Source organism: Streptomyces sp. NPDC048664 (assembly GCF_040650555.1).
Taxonomy (GTDB): Bacteria; Actinomycetota; Actinomycetes; order Streptomycetales; family Streptomycetaceae; genus Streptomyces.
This window is the reverse complement of record NZ_JBEZHK010000030.1, coordinates 57073-74919: the sequence shown is the minus strand read 5'-3', so window position 1 is coordinate 74919 and position 17847 is coordinate 57073. Positions and strand designations below refer to the sequence as shown.

The window sequence follows — 17847 nt, the reverse complement described above, 5'->3', positions numbered from 1 at the left end:
CGTACCGGGCGTAGTCTCGTGGCGGGTGTGTCCAGGCCCAGGTGGAACCGAACGTTCGGAACAATCCAGGTCGGCGCCCGGGCCGGCCGACCCATCCGTTCGGCCACCGAAAATCGATTTGGAAGCGAGAAATCACTACCGTGACTGCTCTCACTCTCAGCACCGCCGCCGTGTCCGGCCTCCGGGCCGACGCGATCGTCGTCGGTGTCGCGAAGAGCGCCGAGGGCCCGGTCGTCGCACCGGGCGCCGAAGCCGTGGACCAGGCGTACGACGGCAGGCTCGCCGCCATCCTGGAGACCCTGGGCGCCACGGGCGCCGAGGGCGAGGTGACCAAGCTCCCCGCCCCCTCCGGCTTCAAGGCCCCCGTCGTGGTCGCGGTGGGCCTCGGCACCCCGTCCGAGGACGCCGGTGACACCGAGGACGAGGGCGCCCGCGTGTTCGGCGCCGAGGCGCTGCGCCGTGCCGCCGGTTGCGCGGCCCGCGCGCTCTCCGGTTCGAAGAAGGCCGTCCTCGCGCTGCCGGTCGCGGACGCCGCGGACGCCGCCGCCGTCGGCGAGGGCGCCCTGCTCGGCGCGTACTCCTTCGACACCTACAAGGAGAACGGCAGGAACGGCAAGAAGGCCGGAGCCGGCAAGGCCCCGCTCGCCGACGTCGTCCTGCTCGGCGGCAAGCCCCGGGACAAGGCGTACAAGGCGGCCGTCGAGCGCGCCCTCGCCGTCGCCGAGGAGATGAACCGCGCCCGCGACCTCATCAACACCCCGCCGAACGACCTCAACCCGGCGTCCTTCGCGGCCCTCGCGCAGAACGCGGCGAAGGACCACGGCCTCAAGGTGCAGGTGCTCGACGAGAAGGCGCTCGCCAAGGGCGGCTACGGCGGCATCCTGGGCGTCGGCGCGGGCTCGGCCGCCGGCCCCCGGCTGGTGAAGCTGTCGTACACGCACCCGGACGCGGACAAGCACCTGGCCTTCGTGGGCAAGGGCATCACGTACGACTCGGGCGGCATCTCGCTCAAGCCCGCGGGCCACAACGAGACCATGAAGTGCGACATGAGCGGCGCGGCCGCCGTCTTCGCCGCGGTCGTGGCCGCCGCCCGCCTGGGTCTGGAGGTCAACGTCACCGGCTGGCTCGCGCTCGCCGAGAACATGCCCTCGGGCTCGGCCACCCGCCCCGGCGACGTGCTGCACATGTACAGCGGCAAGACCGTCGAGGTCCTCAACACCGACGCCGAGGGCCGCCTGGTGCTCGCGGACGCGCTGTGGGCGGCCTCCCTGGAGGAGCCGGACGCGATCATCGACGTGGCGACCCTGACCGGTGCGATGGTGCTGGCGCTCGGCAGCCGCACGTTCGGGATCATGGCCAACGACGACGCGTTCCGCGCCGCGATCCACGCGGTCGCCGACGAGGTCGGCGAGGACTCCTGGCCGATGCCGATGCCGGAGCACCTGCGCAAGGGCATGGACTCCCCCACGGCCGACATCGCCAACATGGGTGAGCGGATGGGCGGTGGCCTGGTCGCCGGCCTGTTCCTGAAGGAGTTCGTCGGCGAGGGCATCACCTGGGCCCACCTCGACATCGCGGGCCCGGCCTTCAACGAGGGCGGCGCCTTCGGCTACACCCCCAAGGGCGGCACGGGTTCGGCGGTGCGCACCCTGGTGCGGCTCGCCGAGGTCACCGCGGCGGGCGACCTGGGCTGAGCGGACCGGCCGTGAGGGTGGGCCCGGGCCGGACCCGGCCCGGGCCCACCTCGCGGCCGCGCGCCCCGGGGCGCGTGCTCTCAGGGGCGCCCCGGGGTTACGCCCTTGACGAAATCCGCGGGATCCGGGCGTGGTGCGACCACCCGACGTGATGGATCAGACGTCGCGGACGAGCGGCCCCGCGTCTCCTCCGCCTCCGACAGGTGCGAAGATGGGGCACGGCAGGACAGGGCCCCACCGAAGGGCCGAAGCAAAGCGGCCGGACACCCGCCGCCTGCCGGTCGTCTCCTGACCGGCGCACGGCGCACATGCATGGAGGACGTGACGTGGCGAACGACGCCAGCACCGTTTTCGACCTAGTGATCCTCGGCGGTGGTAGCGGTGGTTACGCCGCGGCCCTGCGCGGGGCGCAGCTGGGCCTGGACGTCGCCCTGATCGAGAAGGACAAGGTCGGCGGCACCTGCCTGCACCGGGGCTGCATCCCCACCAAGGCCCTGCTGCACGCGGGCGAGATCGCCGACCAGGCCCGCGAGAGCGCGCAGTTCGGCGTCAGGACCACGTTCGAGGGCATCGACGTACCGGCCGTCCACAAGTACAAGGACGACGTCATCTCCGGCCTGTACAAGGGCCTGCAGGGTCTGGTCGCCTCCCGCAAGGTGACCTACATCGAGGGTGAGGGCCGGCTGTCCTCCCCCACCTCCGTGGACGTGAACGGATCGCGGATCCAGGGCCGCCACATCCTCCTGGCGACCGGCTCCGTGCCGAAGTCGCTGCCGGGCCTGGAGATCGACGGCGACCGGATCATCTCCTCCGACCACGCCCTGGTCCTGGACCGCGTGCCGCAGTCCGCGATCATCCTGGGCGGCGGCGTCATCGGCGTCGAGTTCGCCTCCGCGTGGAAGTCCTTCGGCGCGGACGTCACGGTCATCGAGGGCCTGAAGCACCTCGTCCCGGTCGAGGACGAGAACTCCTCCAAGCTGCTGGAGCGCGCCTTCCGCAAGCGCGGCATCAAGTTCAACCTGGGCACCTTCTTCCAGAAGGCGGAGTACACCCAGAACGGCGTCAAGGTCACCCTCGCCGACGGCAAGGAGTACGAGGCCGAGGTCCTGCTCGTGGCCGTGGGCCGCGGACCGGTCTCGCAGGGGCTCGGCTACGAGGAGGCCGGGGTCGCCATGGAGCGCGGCTACGTCCTGGTCGACGAGTACATGCGCACGAACGTCCCGACCATCTCCGCCGTCGGCGACCTGGTCCCCACCCTCCAGCTCGCGCACGTCGGCTTCGCCGAGGGCATCCTGGTGGCGGAGCGCCTGGCCGGTCTGAAGACCGTGCCGATCGACTACGACGGTGTGCCGCGGGTCACCTACTGCCACCCCGAGGTCGCCTCCGTGGGCATCACCGAGGCCAAGGCCAAGGAGCTCTACGGCGCGGACAAGGTCGTCGCTCTCAAGTACAGCCTGGCGGGCAACGGCAAGAGCAAGATCCTCAAGACCGCGGGCGAGATCAAGCTCGTCCAGGTCAAGGACGGTGCCGTCGTCGGCGTCCACATGGTCGGCGACCGCATGGGCGAGCAGGTCGGCGAGGCCCAGCTGATCTACAACTGGGAGGCGCTGCCGGCCGAGGTCGCGCAGCTGATCCACGCCCACCCGACGCAGAACGAGGCTCTCGGCGAGGCCCACCTGGCCCTGGCCGGCAAGCCGCTGCACGCCCACGACTGACGCCTTCAGCTTCGGGCACGACGACACAGACTTCCGCAATTCGTTAGGAGCAACCGAAACCATGGCGGTTTCCGTAACCCTTCCGGCGCTCGGCGAGAGCGTCACCGAGGGCACTGTCACCCGCTGGCTGAAGGCCGAGGGCGAGCGCGTCGAGGCCGACGAGCCGCTGCTCGAGGTCTCGACCGACAAGGTCGACACCGAGATCCCGGCCCCCGCCGCGGGCGTGCTGACCTCGATCAAGGTCGCCGAGGACGAGACGGTCGAGGTCGGCGCCGAGCTCGCCGTCATCGACGACGGCACGGGTGCGCCCGCCGCCGAGGCCCCCGCCGCGGCCGAGCAGCCCGCCCCGGCCGCCGAGCCGGCTCCGGCGCCCGCCGCCGAGGCCCCGGCCGCCCCGGCTCAGGCCGAGCAGGCCGCCCCCGCCGCTCCGGCCGGTGGCGCCGAGGGCACGGACGTGGTCCTGCCCGCGCTCGGTGAGTCCGTCACCGAGGGCACCGTCACCCGCTGGCTGAAGTCGGTGGGCGACAGCGTCGACGAGGACGAGCCGCTGCTCGAGGTCTCGACCGACAAGGTCGACACCGAGATCCCGGCCCCCACGGCCGGTGTGCTGCTGGAGATCGTGGTCGGCGAGGACGAGACGGCCGAGGTCGGCGCCAAGCTGGCCGTCATCGGTCAGCCGGGCGCCGCGCCCGCCGCCGCCCCGGCCCCCGCCGCCCCGGCGCCCGCCGCCGCTCCCGCCCCCGCCGCTCCGGCTCCGGCTCCGGCTCCGGCTGCCCCGGCCGAGCCCGCGGCTCCGGCTCCGGCGCCCGCCGCCGCTCCGGCCCCGGCCCCGGCCGCCACTCCGGCTCCGGCCCGGCCCGCGGCCCCCGCGCCCGCTCCGGCCGCCCCGGCTCCGGCTCCGGCCGCCGCCCCGGCTCCCGCCGCGCAGGCCACCGACGAGGGTGCGTACGTCACCCCGCTGGTGCGCAAGCTGGCCGCCGAGAACGGCGTCGACCTCGCCACCGTCAAGGGCACCGGCGTCGGTGGCCGGATCCGCAAGCAGGACGTCGTCGCCGCCGCCGAGGCCGCGAAGGCTCCCGCCCCGGCTCCGGCCGCGGCAGCCGCTCCGGCCGGCCGCAAGGCCCCGGTCCTGGAGGCCTCCCCGCTGCGCGGGCAGACCGTCAAGATGCCGCGCATCCGCAAGGTCATCGGCGACAACATGGTCAAGGCGCTGCACGAGCAGGCGCAGCTGTCCACCGTGGTCGAGGTCGACGTGACCCGCCTGATGCGCCTGCGCGCCCAGGCCAAGGACGCGTTCGCGGCCCGCGAGGGCGTCAAGCTCTCCCCGATGCCGTTCTTCGTGAAGGCGGCGGCCCAGGCGCTGAAGGCCCACCCGGTCATCAACGCCAAGATCAACGAGGCCGAGGGCACGATCACCTACTTCGACACCGAGAACGTCGGTATCGCGGTGGACTCCGAGAAGGGCCTGATGACCCCGGTCATCAAGCGTGCGGGCGACCTGAACATCGCCGGTATCGCCAAGGCCACGGCGGAGCTCGCGGGCAAGGTCCGCGCCAACAAGATCACGCCCGACGAGCTGTCCGGCGCGACCTTCACCATCTCCAACACCGGTTCGCGTGGCGCGCTGTTCGACACGATCATCGTGCCGCCGGGTCAGGTCGCGATCCTCGGTCTCGGCGCCACGGTCAAGCGTCCGGCCGTCCTCGAGACGGAGGAGGGCACGGTCATCGCCGTCCGCGACATGACCTACCTGACCCTGTCCTACGACCACCGCCTGGTGGACGGCGCCGACGCCGCCCGCTACCTGGGCGCGGTCAAGGAGATCCTGGAGGCCGGCGAGTTCGAGGTCGAGCTCGGCCTGTGACCAGGTGCCGCGACCGCCAGTCGGTCTGAACGCCACGACGCCCCCGTCCGGAGTCCTCCGGGCGGGGGCGTCGTGCTGCGGCGGCGGTGACCGCTGTTACGGGACGCGTGTAAGCCTCGTCTCACCTGCGCGAAAGCTCCCCCGTGCACCCTTACGGCAGGTGCATTCAGCCGTATCGTCTAACCGTCGAAGCCCTGGGGCCGTGGCGGCCCCCGCCTAAGGAGCGTCCATGACCGCGCCCGTCGTCCACTCGCTGCGCGAGCAGATCCGCGAGCACATCGTGGAGGGGATCGTCAGCGGGCGCTGGAAGCCGGGCGAGCGGATCGTGGAGCGGCGGATCGCCACCGAGCTGGAGGTCAGCCAGACTCCGGTGCGCGAGGCGCTGCGCGAGCTGGAGTCGCTGCGGCTGATCGAGTCGGCGCCCAACAAGGGCGTGCGGGTCAGGAACCTGACCGCCGCGGACCTGGAGGAGTCCTACCCCGTGCGGGCGGGCCTGGAGGCCATCGCGGCGGAACTCGCGGCCGAGCGCCTCGCGGACGACTGCTCGGCGCTGGAGCCGCATGTCGCGGCGCTGTACGAGGCGGACCGCGCGGCGGACGGTACGGGTCAGGTGCGGCACACCGTGGGGTTCCACCGGGAGCTGGTGCGGGCGGCCGGGAACTCGGTGCTGCTGCACACCTGGGAGGGGCTCGGCATCGAGGTGTTCACCGCGTTGTCGATCCGGTGGCTCGGGACGGTGCAGCAGTCGTATGCCGAGGAGCACGAGGAGCTGGTGGCCGCGTTCCGTCGGCGGGATCCGCGGATCGCGGACCTGGTGAAGGCCCACGTTCTGGGCTGCGCCCCGCAGGCCTGAGCATCCGGGGGGCCGGGGCGCGCTGCCCCTGCGGGTGCGTCGTGGGTTTTTGCGCAGTTCCCCGCGCCCCTGATCGCTCGTGCTCGGGGCCGGTTGTCGGCTGTGGGTGGGTTGTGGGGGTTTGCGTCGTTCCCCGCGCCCCCTCCAGGGGCGCGTGCAGTCGAGCGGGGGGTTGCTCGTTCGGGGGGGCACCTGCGGAAAGTGGGGGCGGAAGCGGCACCCGGTGTCTCAATCGAAGGCACCGCGTGCCGACTTTCTCGATATCAAGAGCTTTTGGCCTAGAAACCTTTGATCGATCATCGATCAGGGGGTTAGAGTCCGGACGGGCTTCCACCAGAGGCTCACGCCCTGTCCTGCCAAAGACCAAGGGCACCCCCTGACCCTTACCGATGAGGGCACCCCCTTCGACTGAGGAAGGCGGCGACATGACCGACCCCAACGCCATCCAGCCGAGCGAGCTCGACCAGCTCCCGGACCGTGACCCCGAGGAGACCGCCGAATGGCAGGCCTCCCTGGACGCCGTAGCCAAGGCGGCGGGTCCGCACCGGGCCGCGTATCTGATGCGGCGCACGCTGGAGCGCGCCGAGGGCAACGGCGTCGCCCTGCCCAAGCTCCTGGAGACGGACTACGTCAACACCATCCCCACCGCCGCCGAGCCGTCCCGGCCCGGTGACGAGGAGATGGAGAGCCGGATCACCGCCTGGAACCGCTGGAACGCGGCGGCGATGGTGACCCGGGGCAGCAAGCACGGCGTGGGCGGCCACATCGCCACCTTCGCCTCCGCCGCCTGGCTCTACGAGACCGGGTTCAACCACTTCTTCCAGGGCAAGGAGGGTGACGGCAGCGGCGACCAGCTCTACATCCAGGGCCACGCCGCCCCCGGCATCTACGCCCGCGCGTTCCTCGACGGCCGCCTGGACGAGTCCCACCTGGACAACTTCCGCCAGGAGTCCGGCGGGGCCGGCCTGCCCTCCTATCCGCACCCGCGCCGACTGCCCTGGCTGTGGGAGTTCCCCACCGTCTCCATGGGCCTCGGCCCGCTCTCCGCGATCTACCAGGCGCGCTTCAACCGCTACCTCACCAACCGCGGCATCAAGGACGTCTCGTCCTCGCACGTGTGGGCGTTCCTCGGCGACGGCGAGATGGACGAGCCCGAGTCGACGGCGGCGCTCGCGCTGGCCGCCCGCGAGGAGCTGGACAACCTCACCTTCGTGATCAACTGCAACCTGCAGCGCCTCGACGGCCCGGTCCGCGCCAACTTCAAGATCGTGCAGGAGCTGGAGGCCCAGTTCCGCGGCGCCGGCTGGAACGTGGTGAAGTCCCTGTGGGGCTCCGCCTGGGACGAGCTGTTCGCGCTCGACACCACGGGCGCCCTCGTACGGCGGCTGCGCGAGGTACCGGACGCGCAGGTGCAGACGTACCAGACGCGCGACGCCGCCTACATCCGCCAGGACTTCTTCGGCAAGGACCCGGCGCTCGCCGAGATGGCGAAGCTGCTGAGCGACGACAAGATCCTCGAGTGCTTCCACCTCTCGCGCGGCGGCCACGAGTCCCGCAAGGTCTACGCCGCGTACAAGGCGGCCGTGGAGCACAAGGGCGCGCCGACGGTGATCCTGGCCCAGACGGTCAAGGGCTTCACGCTCGGCACGGGCTTCGCCTCGAAGAACGCCAACCACCAGATGAAGAAGCTGTCGGTGGACGAGTTCAAGGCGATGCGCGACCTGCTCGACCTGCCCATCCCCGACAGCCGGTTCGAGGACGGCGTGGTGCCCTACGGCCACCCCGGCGCCGACTCCCCCGAGGTCCGCTACCTCCAGGAGCGCCGCGCGGCGCTCGGCGGCCCGGCCCCGGCCCGCCGCGTCCACCCGCTCGCCCCGCTGCCCGCGCCGGCCGACAAGGCGTTCACGTCGTTCGACAAGGGCTCGGGCACGCAGAACGTGGCCACCACGATGGCCTTCGTGCGCCTGGTCAAGGACCTGGTCCGCGACAAGGAGACCGGCCCGCGCTGGGTGCCGATCGTCCCCGACGAGGCGCGCACCTTCGGCATGGAGTCGCTCTTCCCCTCGCTCGGCATCTACTCGCCCAAGGGCCAGACGTACGAGCCGGTCGACCGCGACCAGCTGATGTACTACAAGGAGGCCACGAACGGCCAGATCCTCAACGAGGGGATCACCGAGGCCGGTTCGATGGCCGACTTCATCGCCGCGTCGACCGCGTACTCGACGCACGGCGAGGCGATGATCCCCTTCTACATCTTCTACTCGATGTTCGGCTGGCAGCGCACGGCCGACCAGATGTGGCAGCTGGCCGACCAGCTCGGGCGCGGCTTCCTGGTGGGCGCCACCGCCGGCCGCACCACGCTGACCGGTGAGGGGCTCCAGCACGCCGACGGCCACTCCCCCGTCATCGCCGCGACCAACCCGGCGGCGCTGACGTACGACCCGGCGTTCGCGTACGAGGTCGCGGTCATCGTGAAGGAGGGTCTGCGCCGGATGTTCGGCCAGGCGCTGCCGGACGAGGACCAGAACGTCTTCTACTACCTGACGGTCTACAACGAGCCGCTGCCGCAGCCCGCGAAGCCCGCGGCGCCCGGCGTGGACGAGGGCATCGTCAAGGGCCTGTACCGCTTCAACACGGCCGAGTCGGCGGGCCTCACGCCCGTCGCCAACGCCCCCCGCATCCAGCTGCTGGGCTCCGGCACCGCGATCCACTGGGCGCTGGACGCGCAGAAGCTGCTCGCGGAGGACTGGGGTGTCGCGGCGGACGTGTGGTCGGCGACGTCGTGGACCGAGCTGCGGCGTGACGCCATGGAGGCGGACGCGGCGCTGCTGCGGGGCGAGGAGCGCATCCCGTTCGTGCGCCGCGCGCTCCAGGGCGCCGAGGGCCCGGTGCTCGCGGTCTCCGACTACATGCGCCAGGTCCCGGACCAGATCGCGCAGTGGGTCCAGCAGGACTGGTCCTCGCTGGGCGCCGACGGTTTCGGCCTGTCGGACACCCGTGACGCGGCCCGCCGCCACTTCGGGGTCGACGCGCACTCGATCGTGGTCGCGGCGCTCGCCCAGCTCGCCGGGCGCGGCGAGGTCAAGGCGACCTCGGTGAAGGAGGCCCGCGAGCGGTACGGCCTGTGAGCCGCACGCGGTGAAGCACGCGGAGCAGGGGGTACGGCGCTCGCCGTGCCCCCTGCTCCGCTGTTCCGGTGCGCCCCGCGCACTCCGCGTGCGTCCCCCTCGCCGAGGGCCGATGCTGGTCGGGTGATGGACGAGACGCGGTTCTGGGAGCTGGTGGACGCGAGTCGTGAGGTCGCCGAGGGCGACCCCGACGAACAGGCGGACCAGCTCCTCGCGCGGTTGCTGCGGCTGGACCCCGAGTCCGTCCTGGACTTCGCCCGGCACTTCGAGGCCCGCTACAACCGCGCCTACCGCTGGGACCTGTGGGGCGCCTGCTGGGTTCTGCTCGACGGGGCAAGCGACGACGCGTTCGACTTCTTCCGGTGCTGGCTGATCGGCCAGGGCCGGTCGGTCTTCGAGGGGGCCCTCGCCGACCCGGACTCGCTGGCCGACCTGCTGGAGGAGTTCGACGAGGATGTCGACGGGGACGGCGAGGAGCTCGGTTACGCGGCCGACGAGGCGTACGAGCAGCTCACCGGGACCGTGGCGCCCGACCTCGGCATCCCGCCCGGGCGTTCGGAGCCGGAGGGGACGGCGCTGGACCTGGAGGACGAGTCCGCGCTCGCGGCCCGCTATCCCCGGCTGTGGTCCCGGTTCAGGGGCTGACGGGGCCGGGGCGCTCCGCGCCGCTGTCAGCGCCTGCTCTCCAAGGGGCCCTGGAGGCCGCGGTGCAGGCGCCCCTGAAGGCGCGCCGCCTCCTGCCGGATCGACGGGAGGAGGGCGCTGAGGGCCGCTCCGGGGCAGCTCGTCATATAGCCGTCGTCGTGGCCCGCGAGGGCGGGCAGCAGGGCGGCGGCACCGACCTTGTAGCGGCTGAGGTTGTTGCTGGAGACGAGCCGTACCCGGCTGCGCGGGTCGATGCCGGCCAGGCCCAGCTTCCAGGCGGCGACCCGGGCGATCGCCTCGGTCATCGCCTTCGGCACGGGCACGCCCGCGGTGAAGGTGCCGATGGCGGCGATACCGGCCGTGCGGTGGTTGAAGCCCTGGGTGTGCGCGCCGGTGACGGGGCGGTCGACGCCGCCCGCGCGGCCCTCGTAGACGTTGCCGCAGCGGTCGACGAGGAAGTTGTAGCCGATGTCATCCCAATGGCGGTATCCCCTCTGACCGGTGTACAGGTACCGGATGATCCGCGGGGCCTCGGCGCACCGATAGGCGTTGGGCGAGTCGGTGTGGTGGACGAAGACGGCGATGACCTTGTCGTCGTAGCGGGGCGGCGGCTGGTCGCGGGTGCCGGCGTCCGACGCCCAGACCGAGCGGGGCACGATGTGCGGCTTGGCCGCCTCGTAGCGGACCGGGGCCCTGGCCACCATCGGCCGCGGGGCCGCGGGCCGCGCAACCGCCGGGCGCTCGACGCCGGCGGCGCACAGCACCAGCGCGAGGACGGCGGCGGTTCCGGGCACACAGCCGAGCAGCAGCACGGCCACGCCGCGCAACCGTGCCGCGCGTCCGCCGCGGTCGCCCCACGAACGCAGCATTCTGCGCATACTGCGCACACTTCTCGTACACCGCATGCTTCGCACGACACGCATGGAGCCACTGTCCGCCCCCCGCACGGCCCTCGCGATGTGTGGTGTGCCACCTGGTGGAACCATCGGCAGGGTCGGGGACGTTTCTACAGGTCGACGCGCACGGTCCCGTGTGAGGACACCGGGTGCGCGTGGCTGATCACTGGCCTCCCCTCGCGCGTACTAAGGGGTCCGAGAGAAAGGCGGCTCCGTGGACGTTCTCGACATCCTGCTCATGGTGGTGATCCTCGCCTACGCGGCCTCCGGCTACCGGCGCGGCCTGGTGGCCGGGTGTGTCTCGCTGGCCGGCTTCGTGGGCGGCGCGGCGATCGGCGTGTGGATCCTGCCGTGGGTGATGCGCCTGGTGACCCCGGGGACGACCGCGGCGACGGTGACCGCGGTGTGCACGGTGCTCGTCCCGGCCGTGGTGGTGCACGAGATGGCGGGGCGGCTCGCGCTGAAACTGCGCCGGGAACTGGACCGGGGGCCGCTGCGGGTGGCCGACGGGATCGGCGGTGCCGCGGCCAACACGGTGGCCGTGCTGATCGTGGCCTGGGTGGCCGCGAGCGTCCTGGGCGCCTCCTCGTCCCCGGTGGTCACCGAGGCGATCCGGGACTCCCGGCTGCTGGGCTCCGTGCAGAACGCGATGCCGGACACCACCCCCACCTGGTTCTCGCGCGCGACCTCCGCGCTCACCCAGGCGGGCTTCCCGCAGGTCTTCAACCCGTTCGAGAACGAGCCCTCGGCCGGGGTCGCCAAACCCTCGGGGGACAGTGTCACGGCGAGCGCGGCGCGCGCCGCCAAGCTCAGCACGGTGAAGATCGAGGGCGCCTCGGGCACGGAGGGCCGCGAGGGCAGCGGGTTCGTGTACGCCGAGCGGCATGTGATGACCAACGCGCACGTGGTGGCGGGCATATCCCACCCGTCGGTCCGGGTGGGCGGTGTCGGCACCGTGTATCCGGCGCGGGTGGTGCTGTTCGACCCCGACCGCGATGTGGCGGTGCTGTACGTGCCGGGGCTGCGCGCGCCGGTCCTGCCCTTCGACACCGGCGCCAAGCGCGGCAACGCGGCCGTGGTCGCGGGCTATCCGCAGGACGGCGACCTGACGCTGCGGGCCGCGACCGTCGCGAACCGGATCGACGCCACGGGGCAGAACATCTACAGCTCGGACACGGTGACCCGGGAGATCTACTCGATCCGCTCGACCGTGCTGCCGGGCAACTCGGGCGGCCCCCTGCTCACCACGGACGGCCGGGTGTACGGCGTGGTGTTCGCCCGTTCCACCTCGGACCACGAGACGGGCTACGTCCTGACGGCGGACGAGGTGGCGGGGGACGCGCGACGCGGGGCCGGGGCCACGCAGGCGGTGGACACGGGCGACCTGATCACGTCGTGAGCCGTGGGGCGGCGCCTCAGAGGGAGCGCCCCATGAGCACGTCGTCCACATACTCCCCCTCGATCAGGAACTCCTCCGGCAGAACCCCCTCCACCACGAACCCCTCGGACGCGTACAGCGTCCGTGCGGGGGTGTTGTGCCCGAGCACCCGCAGGGTCAGGCGCCGTGCTCCGCGTCGCCGCGCCTCCTGCCGGGCGGACCGCAGCAGTGCCCGCGCCACCCCGGCGCCCCGCGCCTCGCCGGCGACGGCGAGCCCCTGGATCTGCCGGACATGGGAGTTGGCCGCGAGCGGGGTCGCGAACGCCAGCCTGATGTATCCGACGACGGCGCCGTCGATCTCGGCGACCAGGTGGTCGCCCGGACCGGACCGCTCGCCGAAGAAGGGCGCGTAGGGCTCCCGGGGGCGCGGCTGCACGGAGTGCAGCGCGGACCAGGTCGCGCGGTCGAGCCGCCCGAGCGCCTCCTCGTCGCCGGGCGTGGCCGGGCGTATGAGCACAGAGGTCATACCGGTCACTGTACGGCGCGGGTCCGGGCGGGTCGGGTGCGGCGATCCGTCGGGGCGTTCCGGCGCCGTCGCCACGCGTCGGTGCGGGCGGGGCGGGCAGGATGGGATCATGGAACGTTCCCGAATCGCCGTGGCCGGTGCGTCCGGCCTCATCGGCAGCGCACTGGTGCGATCGCTCACCGCGGACGGGCACGAGGTGGTGCGCCTGGTGCGGCGTGCGGCCCGTGGGGCGGACGAGGTCTGCTGGGACCCGGAGGGGCGGTTCGTGGACGCGGCCGGGCTGGTCGGGTGCGACGCCGTGGTGAACCTCGCGGGGGCGGGCATCGGCGACCACCGCTGGACGGACGCGTACAAGAAGTCGCTGCGCGACAGCCGGGTGCTGGGCACGGCGGCGCTCGCGGAGGCCGTCGCCTCGCTGCCGGATGCCCCGCGCGTCTTCGTCTGCGGCAGCGCGATCGGCTACTACGGCGACACCGGGGACCGGGCGGTGGACGAACAGGCCCCGCCCGGCGACGGGTTCCTGTCCTCGCTGTGCGTGGAGTGGGAGGAGGCGGCGGCCGCGGCGCGGGAGGCGGGCGTGCGCACGGTGTTCACGCGGACGGGACTGGTGGTGGCGCGGGGCGGCGGGGCCTGGGGCCGGCTGTTCCCGGTGTTCAGGGCGGGTCTCGGCGGACGGATGGGCGACGGGCGCCAGTACTGGTCGTACATCTCGCTGCACGACGAGGTGGCGGCGATCCGGCATCTCATCGACTCCGACGGCCTGTCGGGGCCGTTCAACCTGACGGCTCCCCAGCCGCTGACCAACGGCGAGATCACCGCCGCCATGGGGCGTGTGCTGCACCGGCCCGCGGTCGTGCCGGCTCCCGCGCCCGCCCTGCGTCTGGCGCTCGGCGAGATGGCGGACGAGGTGCTGGGCAGCGCCCGGGTGCTGCCGAAGCGGCTGCTCGAGTCCGGTTTCTCCTTCGCCTTCCCGGGAATCGAGGAGGCGTTGCGGGCGGCGCTGAAGGAGTAGGGCGCGGGCGCGCGCGGGGAGAGGGGTGAGGGGGACGAGCGGGCGACCACCGAGACCGATGCTGCCCGAGATCGACCGTATGCGACCGCTGTGCGACCGTGCTCTGTCCATGCGCGACTTCTCCCGATCGGGAGCGGTCCTACGCTCGTCCCGAACCCGGGTATCCCGGACGCCTGTTGGGGGCATCACGTCTCCACCGGCCGCACAACCTCTAGGAGGGGCACGTGCCAGAGCCCGTGAATCAGGCGGACGTCGTCATCGTGGGGGCGGGGGTCGCCGGGCTGGCGGCGGCCCACCGGCTGACCAGCGCAGGAGTGACGACAGCGGTCCTGGAGGCCGCCCATGGCGTCGGCGGACGCATGTCGACGGAGAAGATCGACGGTTTCCGGCTGGACCGGATCGGACAGCTGCTGTCCACCGCGTACCCGGAACTGCGCCTGACCCCGGGGCTCGACGGGCTCGCCCTGCGCCCGTTCGCCCCGGGCGTCCTCGTGCACAGCGAGGGGCACCACCATCGCGCGAGCGTGCCGCCGCTCGGCGGCGGTGGGGGCGCGGGGGGCGCACGCAGCGCGCTCAATGTCGTACGCGCCCTGGCGAGCGCCCCTCGCACTCCCCGTGTCGTCCGCCCCGGCCCCCTGCCCCTGCAGGGAGCCGGCCGCGCGGCGGGGGCGCGCGGGACCGTGCCGCGGCCCGCCGCCCCGCTCGGCAGCCCCATGGACCAGGCCCGGCTCGGCGCCGCGCTCACCCGACTGGCCACCACCCCGGTGGAACGGCTGCTGGCGCGACCGGAGTCGAGCGCGCGGAGCGCCCTGTCGGCCCGCGGGCTGCCCGCCCGTACGGTCGAGGGGTTCCTGCGCCCTCTCCTGGCGGCCCTGCTGTGCGACCCGGAGCTGACCACGTCCAGCAGATGCGCCGATCTCGCGCTGCGCGCCTACGCGAGCGGACGGCTGTGCCTGCCCGAAGGCGGCGCCGACGCGCTGCCCGAACTGCTGGCGCGGACGCTGCCGCCGGGCACCGTGCACACCGGGGTCAAGGTCACCGCGGTCTCCACGACCTCGGTGACCACCGCGGACCACGGGGAACTGCGCTGCCGGGCCGTCCTCGTGGCGACCGACGCGCACCAGGCCGCCCGGCTGCTTCCCGGCCTGCGCGTACCGGACTTCCATCCGGTCACCGTCGTGCACCACACGATGGACGAGCCGCCCTCGACCGGCGCCTCCCTGCTGCTGGACGCGGACCGCGCCGGCCCGGTGACGCACACGGCGGTCGTCAGCCTGGTGGACCCGACCCGCGCCCCCGCGGGCCGGGCCCTGGTCTCCTCCACGGTGCTCGGCACACCCCCGGACGACGTGGACGACGCCGTACGCGCCCACCTCGCGCACCTGTTCGGCACGTCCACCAGGCGCTGGGAGACGCTCGCCGTCCGGCACACGGCGCGCGCCGTCCCGTCGATGCGGCCGCCGCACGACCTGCGCCGTCCGGTACGCCTGCTGGCCGGGCTGTACGTGTGCGGCGACCACCGGGAGACGAGCACGGTGCAGGGGGCCCTGCACTCGGGCCACCGGGCCGCCACCGCTCTGCTCACCGACCTCGGCATGGGCCCGGTGCACGGCACGCAGCGGCTGTCCAGAGCGGCGTAGCACCCCGCGCGGTCACTGGAGCGCGGCGACCTTGTCCCGGTAGCCGCGCACCGGTGCCGCGTCCTTGTACGGCTCCAGGCGGCGCTCGAAGTCCCGTACGTACTCCGTCGCCCGCAGCGACCGCATCTCGGCGGCCTGCCCCGCCGCCTCGGCCCCGAGCTGGCAGGCCTGGTCCAGCTCGCCGAGGCCGAGGCGTGCCGTGGCGAGCACCACCCGGCAGAACAGCCGGCTGCGGGCGTAGCCGGGCGCCCGCAGCTGGAGCGAGCGCTCGGCGTGCTGGGCCGCCGCCCGGTACTGCTGGAGGTCGCGGTGGCAGTGCCCGAACTCGTCGGCGATCTGGGCCTCGTCGAAGAAGCGCGCCCAGGGCGGCACCTCGTCGCCGGGCCGGGCGGTCTCCAGGGCGCGCTCGGCCCGTACGAGCGAGGCCGTGCACGCGCGCACCTCCCCGAGGACGCCGTGGCCGCGCGCCTCGACGGCGTGCAGCATCGCCTGGACGGCGGGCGGCGCCGCGGTGCCGACGCCCTGCTGGGCCACGCGCGCCAGCTGCACGGCCTCCCGGCCGTGGCCGAGGTAGACGGCCTGGCGGCTCATGGTGAGCAGGACGTACGCCCCGTACAGCCGGTCCCCGGCCGCCTGCGTGAGGCGCAGCGCCTGGACGAAGTACCGCTGGGCCAGGCCGTGCGCGCCGATGTCGTACGACGTCCAGCCCGCGAGCCGGGTCAGGTCGGCGGCCGCCGCGAACAGCCGGCGTCCCGTCTGCTCGCCGTAGGTGCCGCGCAGCATCGGCTCGGCCTCGTGCTCCAGATACCGCACGAGCGCCTGGCGGGCGTGACCGCCGCCGTAGGCGTTGTCGAGGGCGCGGAAGAGCTCGCCGACCGAGCGCAGCGCGGCGATGTCGCCCCCGCTGACCTTCTGGCCGGGGCCGCGCTCGGACTGGGTGCGCTGGCGGGGCACGGCGGGCCGGCCCTGGGCCGGGATGCGCGGGATCGCCTCACCGTGGCCCACCCGGTCGTCCGCGCGGCCGATCAGCCAGTCGCGGCTGGGCACGACGAGCCCGGCCGGGGTGAACGCGATCTTGCGCAGTTCGGCGTGGCTGCCCGAGTCCTTGCGCCACAGGCCGCTGACGATGTCGACGGCCTCCTCGGGGGTCGCGGCGAACTCCAGCCCCGCGTACACGGGGGCACAGGCGTCGAGCCCGAGGTCCTGCGCCGTCAGCCGGCGCCCGAGCCGCCGGGTGAACACCTCGGCGATGAGCGCGGGGGTGGTGCCGCGCGGCTGCTGGCCGCGCAGCCACCGGGTGACCGAGGTCTTGTCGTATCTGAGGTCAAGCCCGTGTTCGAGGCCCAGCTGGTCGACGCGACGGGCCAGACCGGCGTTGGAGAACCCCGCTTCTGCGATGAGCGCGGCGAGCTGTCGGTTGGGGGTGCGCTGCGCGGGTCGTTCCGTCATCTGCGGTGCGGTCTCCTTAAGGCCTTGTCAACGGCGTGAATGTAGCTGAGAGTGAGCGCCCGATTGCGGAGATTGGAGACCGTTCATCCGATCGTGTGAGGATTGACCATCGGGCTGACGGAAGGGGCGCGCGGCGGTGGACGTACAGTGGCGTGGGCGCCTTTCGCGCCTTACGAAGCTGCTAGGAGGCGGTTGCCGTGAGTGAGCTGCGGTTCGTCCGGATGGGGTTCGGGGCCGAGGCCGTCGAGTACCAGGAGGCGTGGGACGAGCAGCGCCGCGTGCACGCCGCCCGCTTCACCGACGAGATCCCCGACACCTGCCTGCTCCTGGAGCACCCGCCGGTCTACACCGCCGGCCGGCGCACGACCCAGGACGAGCGCCCCCTGGACGGCACTCCGGTGATCGACGTGGACCGCGGCGGCAAGATCACCTGGCACGGCCCGGGCCAGCTCGTCGGCTACCCGATCCAGAAGCTCCCGCGCCCGGTCGACGTCGTCGCCCATGTGCGCCGCCTGGAGGAGGCCCTGATCCGCACCTGCGCGGAGTTCGGTCTGGAGACCACCCGGGTCGAGGGCCGCAGCGGGGTCTGGGTGCTCGGCGACCCGGTGGAGCAGCGCCCGGCGCTCGGCGGCCTCTCCCTGGACTTCGACCCGCGGCTGACCGACGAGGAGTTCGACCCCCGGCTCAACGGCCCGGAGTACGCCCCCTCCAACGCGGGCCAGCGCCGCGAGGACCGCAAGATCGCGGCCATCGGCATCCGCGTCGCCAAGGGCGTCACCATGCACGGCTTCGCGCTGAACGTGAACCCGGACAACGCCTGGTTCGACCGCATCATCCCCTGCGGCATCCGCGACGCGGGCGTCACGTCCCTGGCCTACGAGCTGGGCCGCGACGTGACCATCGCCCAGGTGCTGCCGGTGGTGGAGCGGCATCTGCGGGAGATCCTGGAGCACGCGGAGCTGAAGCCGCGCGTCGTCGAACAGGCTCCGGCGGCACTCGCCCCGGCACCGTCCGGCGGGTGAGGACCGGGCCCGTCCAGGGCCGCAG

At 73.1% G+C, this 17847-nt stretch carries 13 protein-coding genes; 10 read left to right on the top strand and 3 right to left on the bottom strand.

Annotation, left to right across the window (positions count from 1 at the left end):
• Positions 1–140 precede the first annotated feature (140 nt).
• From AB0C59_RS27695 to AB0C59_RS27670, 6 genes are all read left to right on the top strand, one after another.
• A complete protein-coding gene (locus AB0C59_RS27695; protein ID WP_363009242.1) occupies positions 141–1694 on the top strand; it encodes a leucyl aminopeptidase in 1554 nt (517 codons plus the stop codon).
• A 326-nt stretch (positions 1695–2020) separates the two neighbouring features.
• Positions 2021–3409, top strand: coding sequence for a dihydrolipoyl dehydrogenase (lpdA, locus tag AB0C59_RS27690; RefSeq protein WP_363009240.1), 1389 nt, complete (start codon positions 2021–2023; stop codon positions 3407–3409).
• 61 nt (positions 3410–3470) lie between these two features.
• Positions 3471–5273 (top strand): 2-oxoglutarate dehydrogenase, E2 component, dihydrolipoamide succinyltransferase, encoded by a 1803-nt coding sequence (sucB, locus tag AB0C59_RS27685; protein ID WP_363009238.1) that lies wholly within the window; start codon positions 3471–3473, stop codon positions 5271–5273.
• 229 nt (positions 5274–5502) lie between these two features.
• Positions 5503–6126: a GntR family transcriptional regulator gene (locus tag AB0C59_RS27680; protein ID WP_363009236.1), complete on the top strand. Its 624-nt coding sequence runs from the start codon at positions 5503–5505 to the stop codon at positions 6124–6126.
• A 425-nt stretch (positions 6127–6551) separates the two neighbouring features.
• Positions 6552–9254, top strand: a complete 2703-nt coding sequence (gene aceE / locus AB0C59_RS27675) for a pyruvate dehydrogenase (acetyl-transferring), homodimeric type (protein WP_363009234.1) — start codon at positions 6552–6554, stop codon at positions 9252–9254.
• A 126-nt stretch (positions 9255–9380) separates the two neighbouring features.
• The gene (locus tag AB0C59_RS27670; RefSeq protein WP_363009277.1) at positions 9381–9899 is read left to right on the top strand and encodes a DUF4240 domain-containing protein; all 519 of its coding nucleotides are present in this window, start codon (positions 9381–9383) and stop codon (positions 9897–9899) included.
• A gap of 26 nt (positions 9900–9925) precedes the next feature.
• On the opposite strand, the gene AB0C59_RS27665 is transcribed toward AB0C59_RS27670, so the two are convergent.
• On the bottom strand, positions 9926–10768 hold the full coding sequence (locus AB0C59_RS27665) for a peptidoglycan recognition protein (protein ID WP_363009232.1): 843 nt from the start codon (positions 10766–10768) through the stop codon (positions 9926–9928).
• A 241-nt stretch (positions 10769–11009) separates the two neighbouring features.
• Between AB0C59_RS27665 and AB0C59_RS27660 the strand changes: the two genes are divergently transcribed.
• The gene (locus AB0C59_RS27660) at positions 11010–12194 is read left to right on the top strand and encodes a MarP family serine protease (RefSeq protein ID WP_363009230.1); all 1185 of its coding nucleotides are present in this window, start codon (positions 11010–11012) and stop codon (positions 12192–12194) included.
• A gap of 16 nt (positions 12195–12210) precedes the next feature.
• On the opposite strand, the gene AB0C59_RS27655 is transcribed toward AB0C59_RS27660, so the two are convergent.
• Entirely contained in the window at positions 12211–12699 is a 489-nt protein-coding gene (locus AB0C59_RS27655) for a GNAT family N-acetyltransferase (protein WP_363009228.1), read from the bottom strand.
• 109 nt (positions 12700–12808) lie between these two features.
• On the opposite strand from AB0C59_RS27655, the gene AB0C59_RS27650 reads away from it, so the two are divergent.
• Positions 12809–13711, top strand: a complete 903-nt coding sequence (locus AB0C59_RS27650) for a TIGR01777 family oxidoreductase (protein ID WP_363009226.1) — start codon at positions 12809–12811, stop codon at positions 13709–13711.
• Between the two features lie 224 nt (positions 13712–13935).
• On the top strand, positions 13936–15351 hold the full coding sequence (locus AB0C59_RS27645) for an NAD(P)/FAD-dependent oxidoreductase (protein WP_363009224.1): 1416 nt from the start codon (positions 13936–13938) through the stop codon (positions 15349–15351).
• 12 nt (positions 15352–15363) lie between these two features.
• Here AB0C59_RS27645 and AB0C59_RS27640 read toward each other — a convergent pair whose 3' ends face one another.
• Positions 15364–16800: a regulator gene (locus AB0C59_RS27640; RefSeq protein WP_363009222.1), complete on the bottom strand. Its 1437-nt coding sequence runs from the start codon at positions 16798–16800 to the stop codon at positions 15364–15366.
• Between the two features lie 197 nt (positions 16801–16997).
• Here AB0C59_RS27640 and lipB point away from each other — a divergent pair, with 197 nt between their 5' ends.
• The gene (lipB, locus tag AB0C59_RS27635) at positions 16998–17822 is read left to right on the top strand and encodes a lipoyl(octanoyl) transferase LipB (RefSeq protein WP_363009220.1); all 825 of its coding nucleotides are present in this window, start codon (positions 16998–17000) and stop codon (positions 17820–17822) included.
• Positions 17823–17847: the final 25 nt, after the last annotated feature.

Coding starts and splice junctions, on each gene's coding strand:
- aceE (WP_363009234.1), top strand. CDS start 6,552: ATGACCGACCCCAACGCCATCCAGCCGAGCGAGCTCGACCAGCTCCCG.
- AB0C59_RS27665 (WP_363009232.1), bottom strand. CDS start 10,768: ATGCTGCGTTCGTGGGGCGACCGCGGCGGACGCGCGGCACGGTTGCGC.
- AB0C59_RS27680 (WP_363009236.1), top strand. CDS start 5,503: ATGACCGCGCCCGTCGTCCACTCGCTGCGCGAGCAGATCCGCGAGCAC.
- sucB (WP_363009238.1), top strand. CDS start 3,471: ATGGCGGTTTCCGTAACCCTTCCGGCGCTCGGCGAGAGCGTCACCGAG.
- AB0C59_RS27670 (WP_363009277.1), top strand. CDS start 9,381: ATGGACGAGACGCGGTTCTGGGAGCTGGTGGACGCGAGTCGTGAGGTC.
- AB0C59_RS27655 (WP_363009228.1), bottom strand. CDS start 12,699: ATGACCTCTGTGCTCATACGCCCGGCCACGCCCGGCGACGAGGAGGCG.
- AB0C59_RS27640 (WP_363009222.1), bottom strand. CDS start 16,800: ATGACGGAACGACCCGCGCAGCGCACCCCCAACCGACAGCTCGCCGCG.
- AB0C59_RS27650 (WP_363009226.1), top strand. CDS start 12,809: ATGGAACGTTCCCGAATCGCCGTGGCCGGTGCGTCCGGCCTCATCGGC.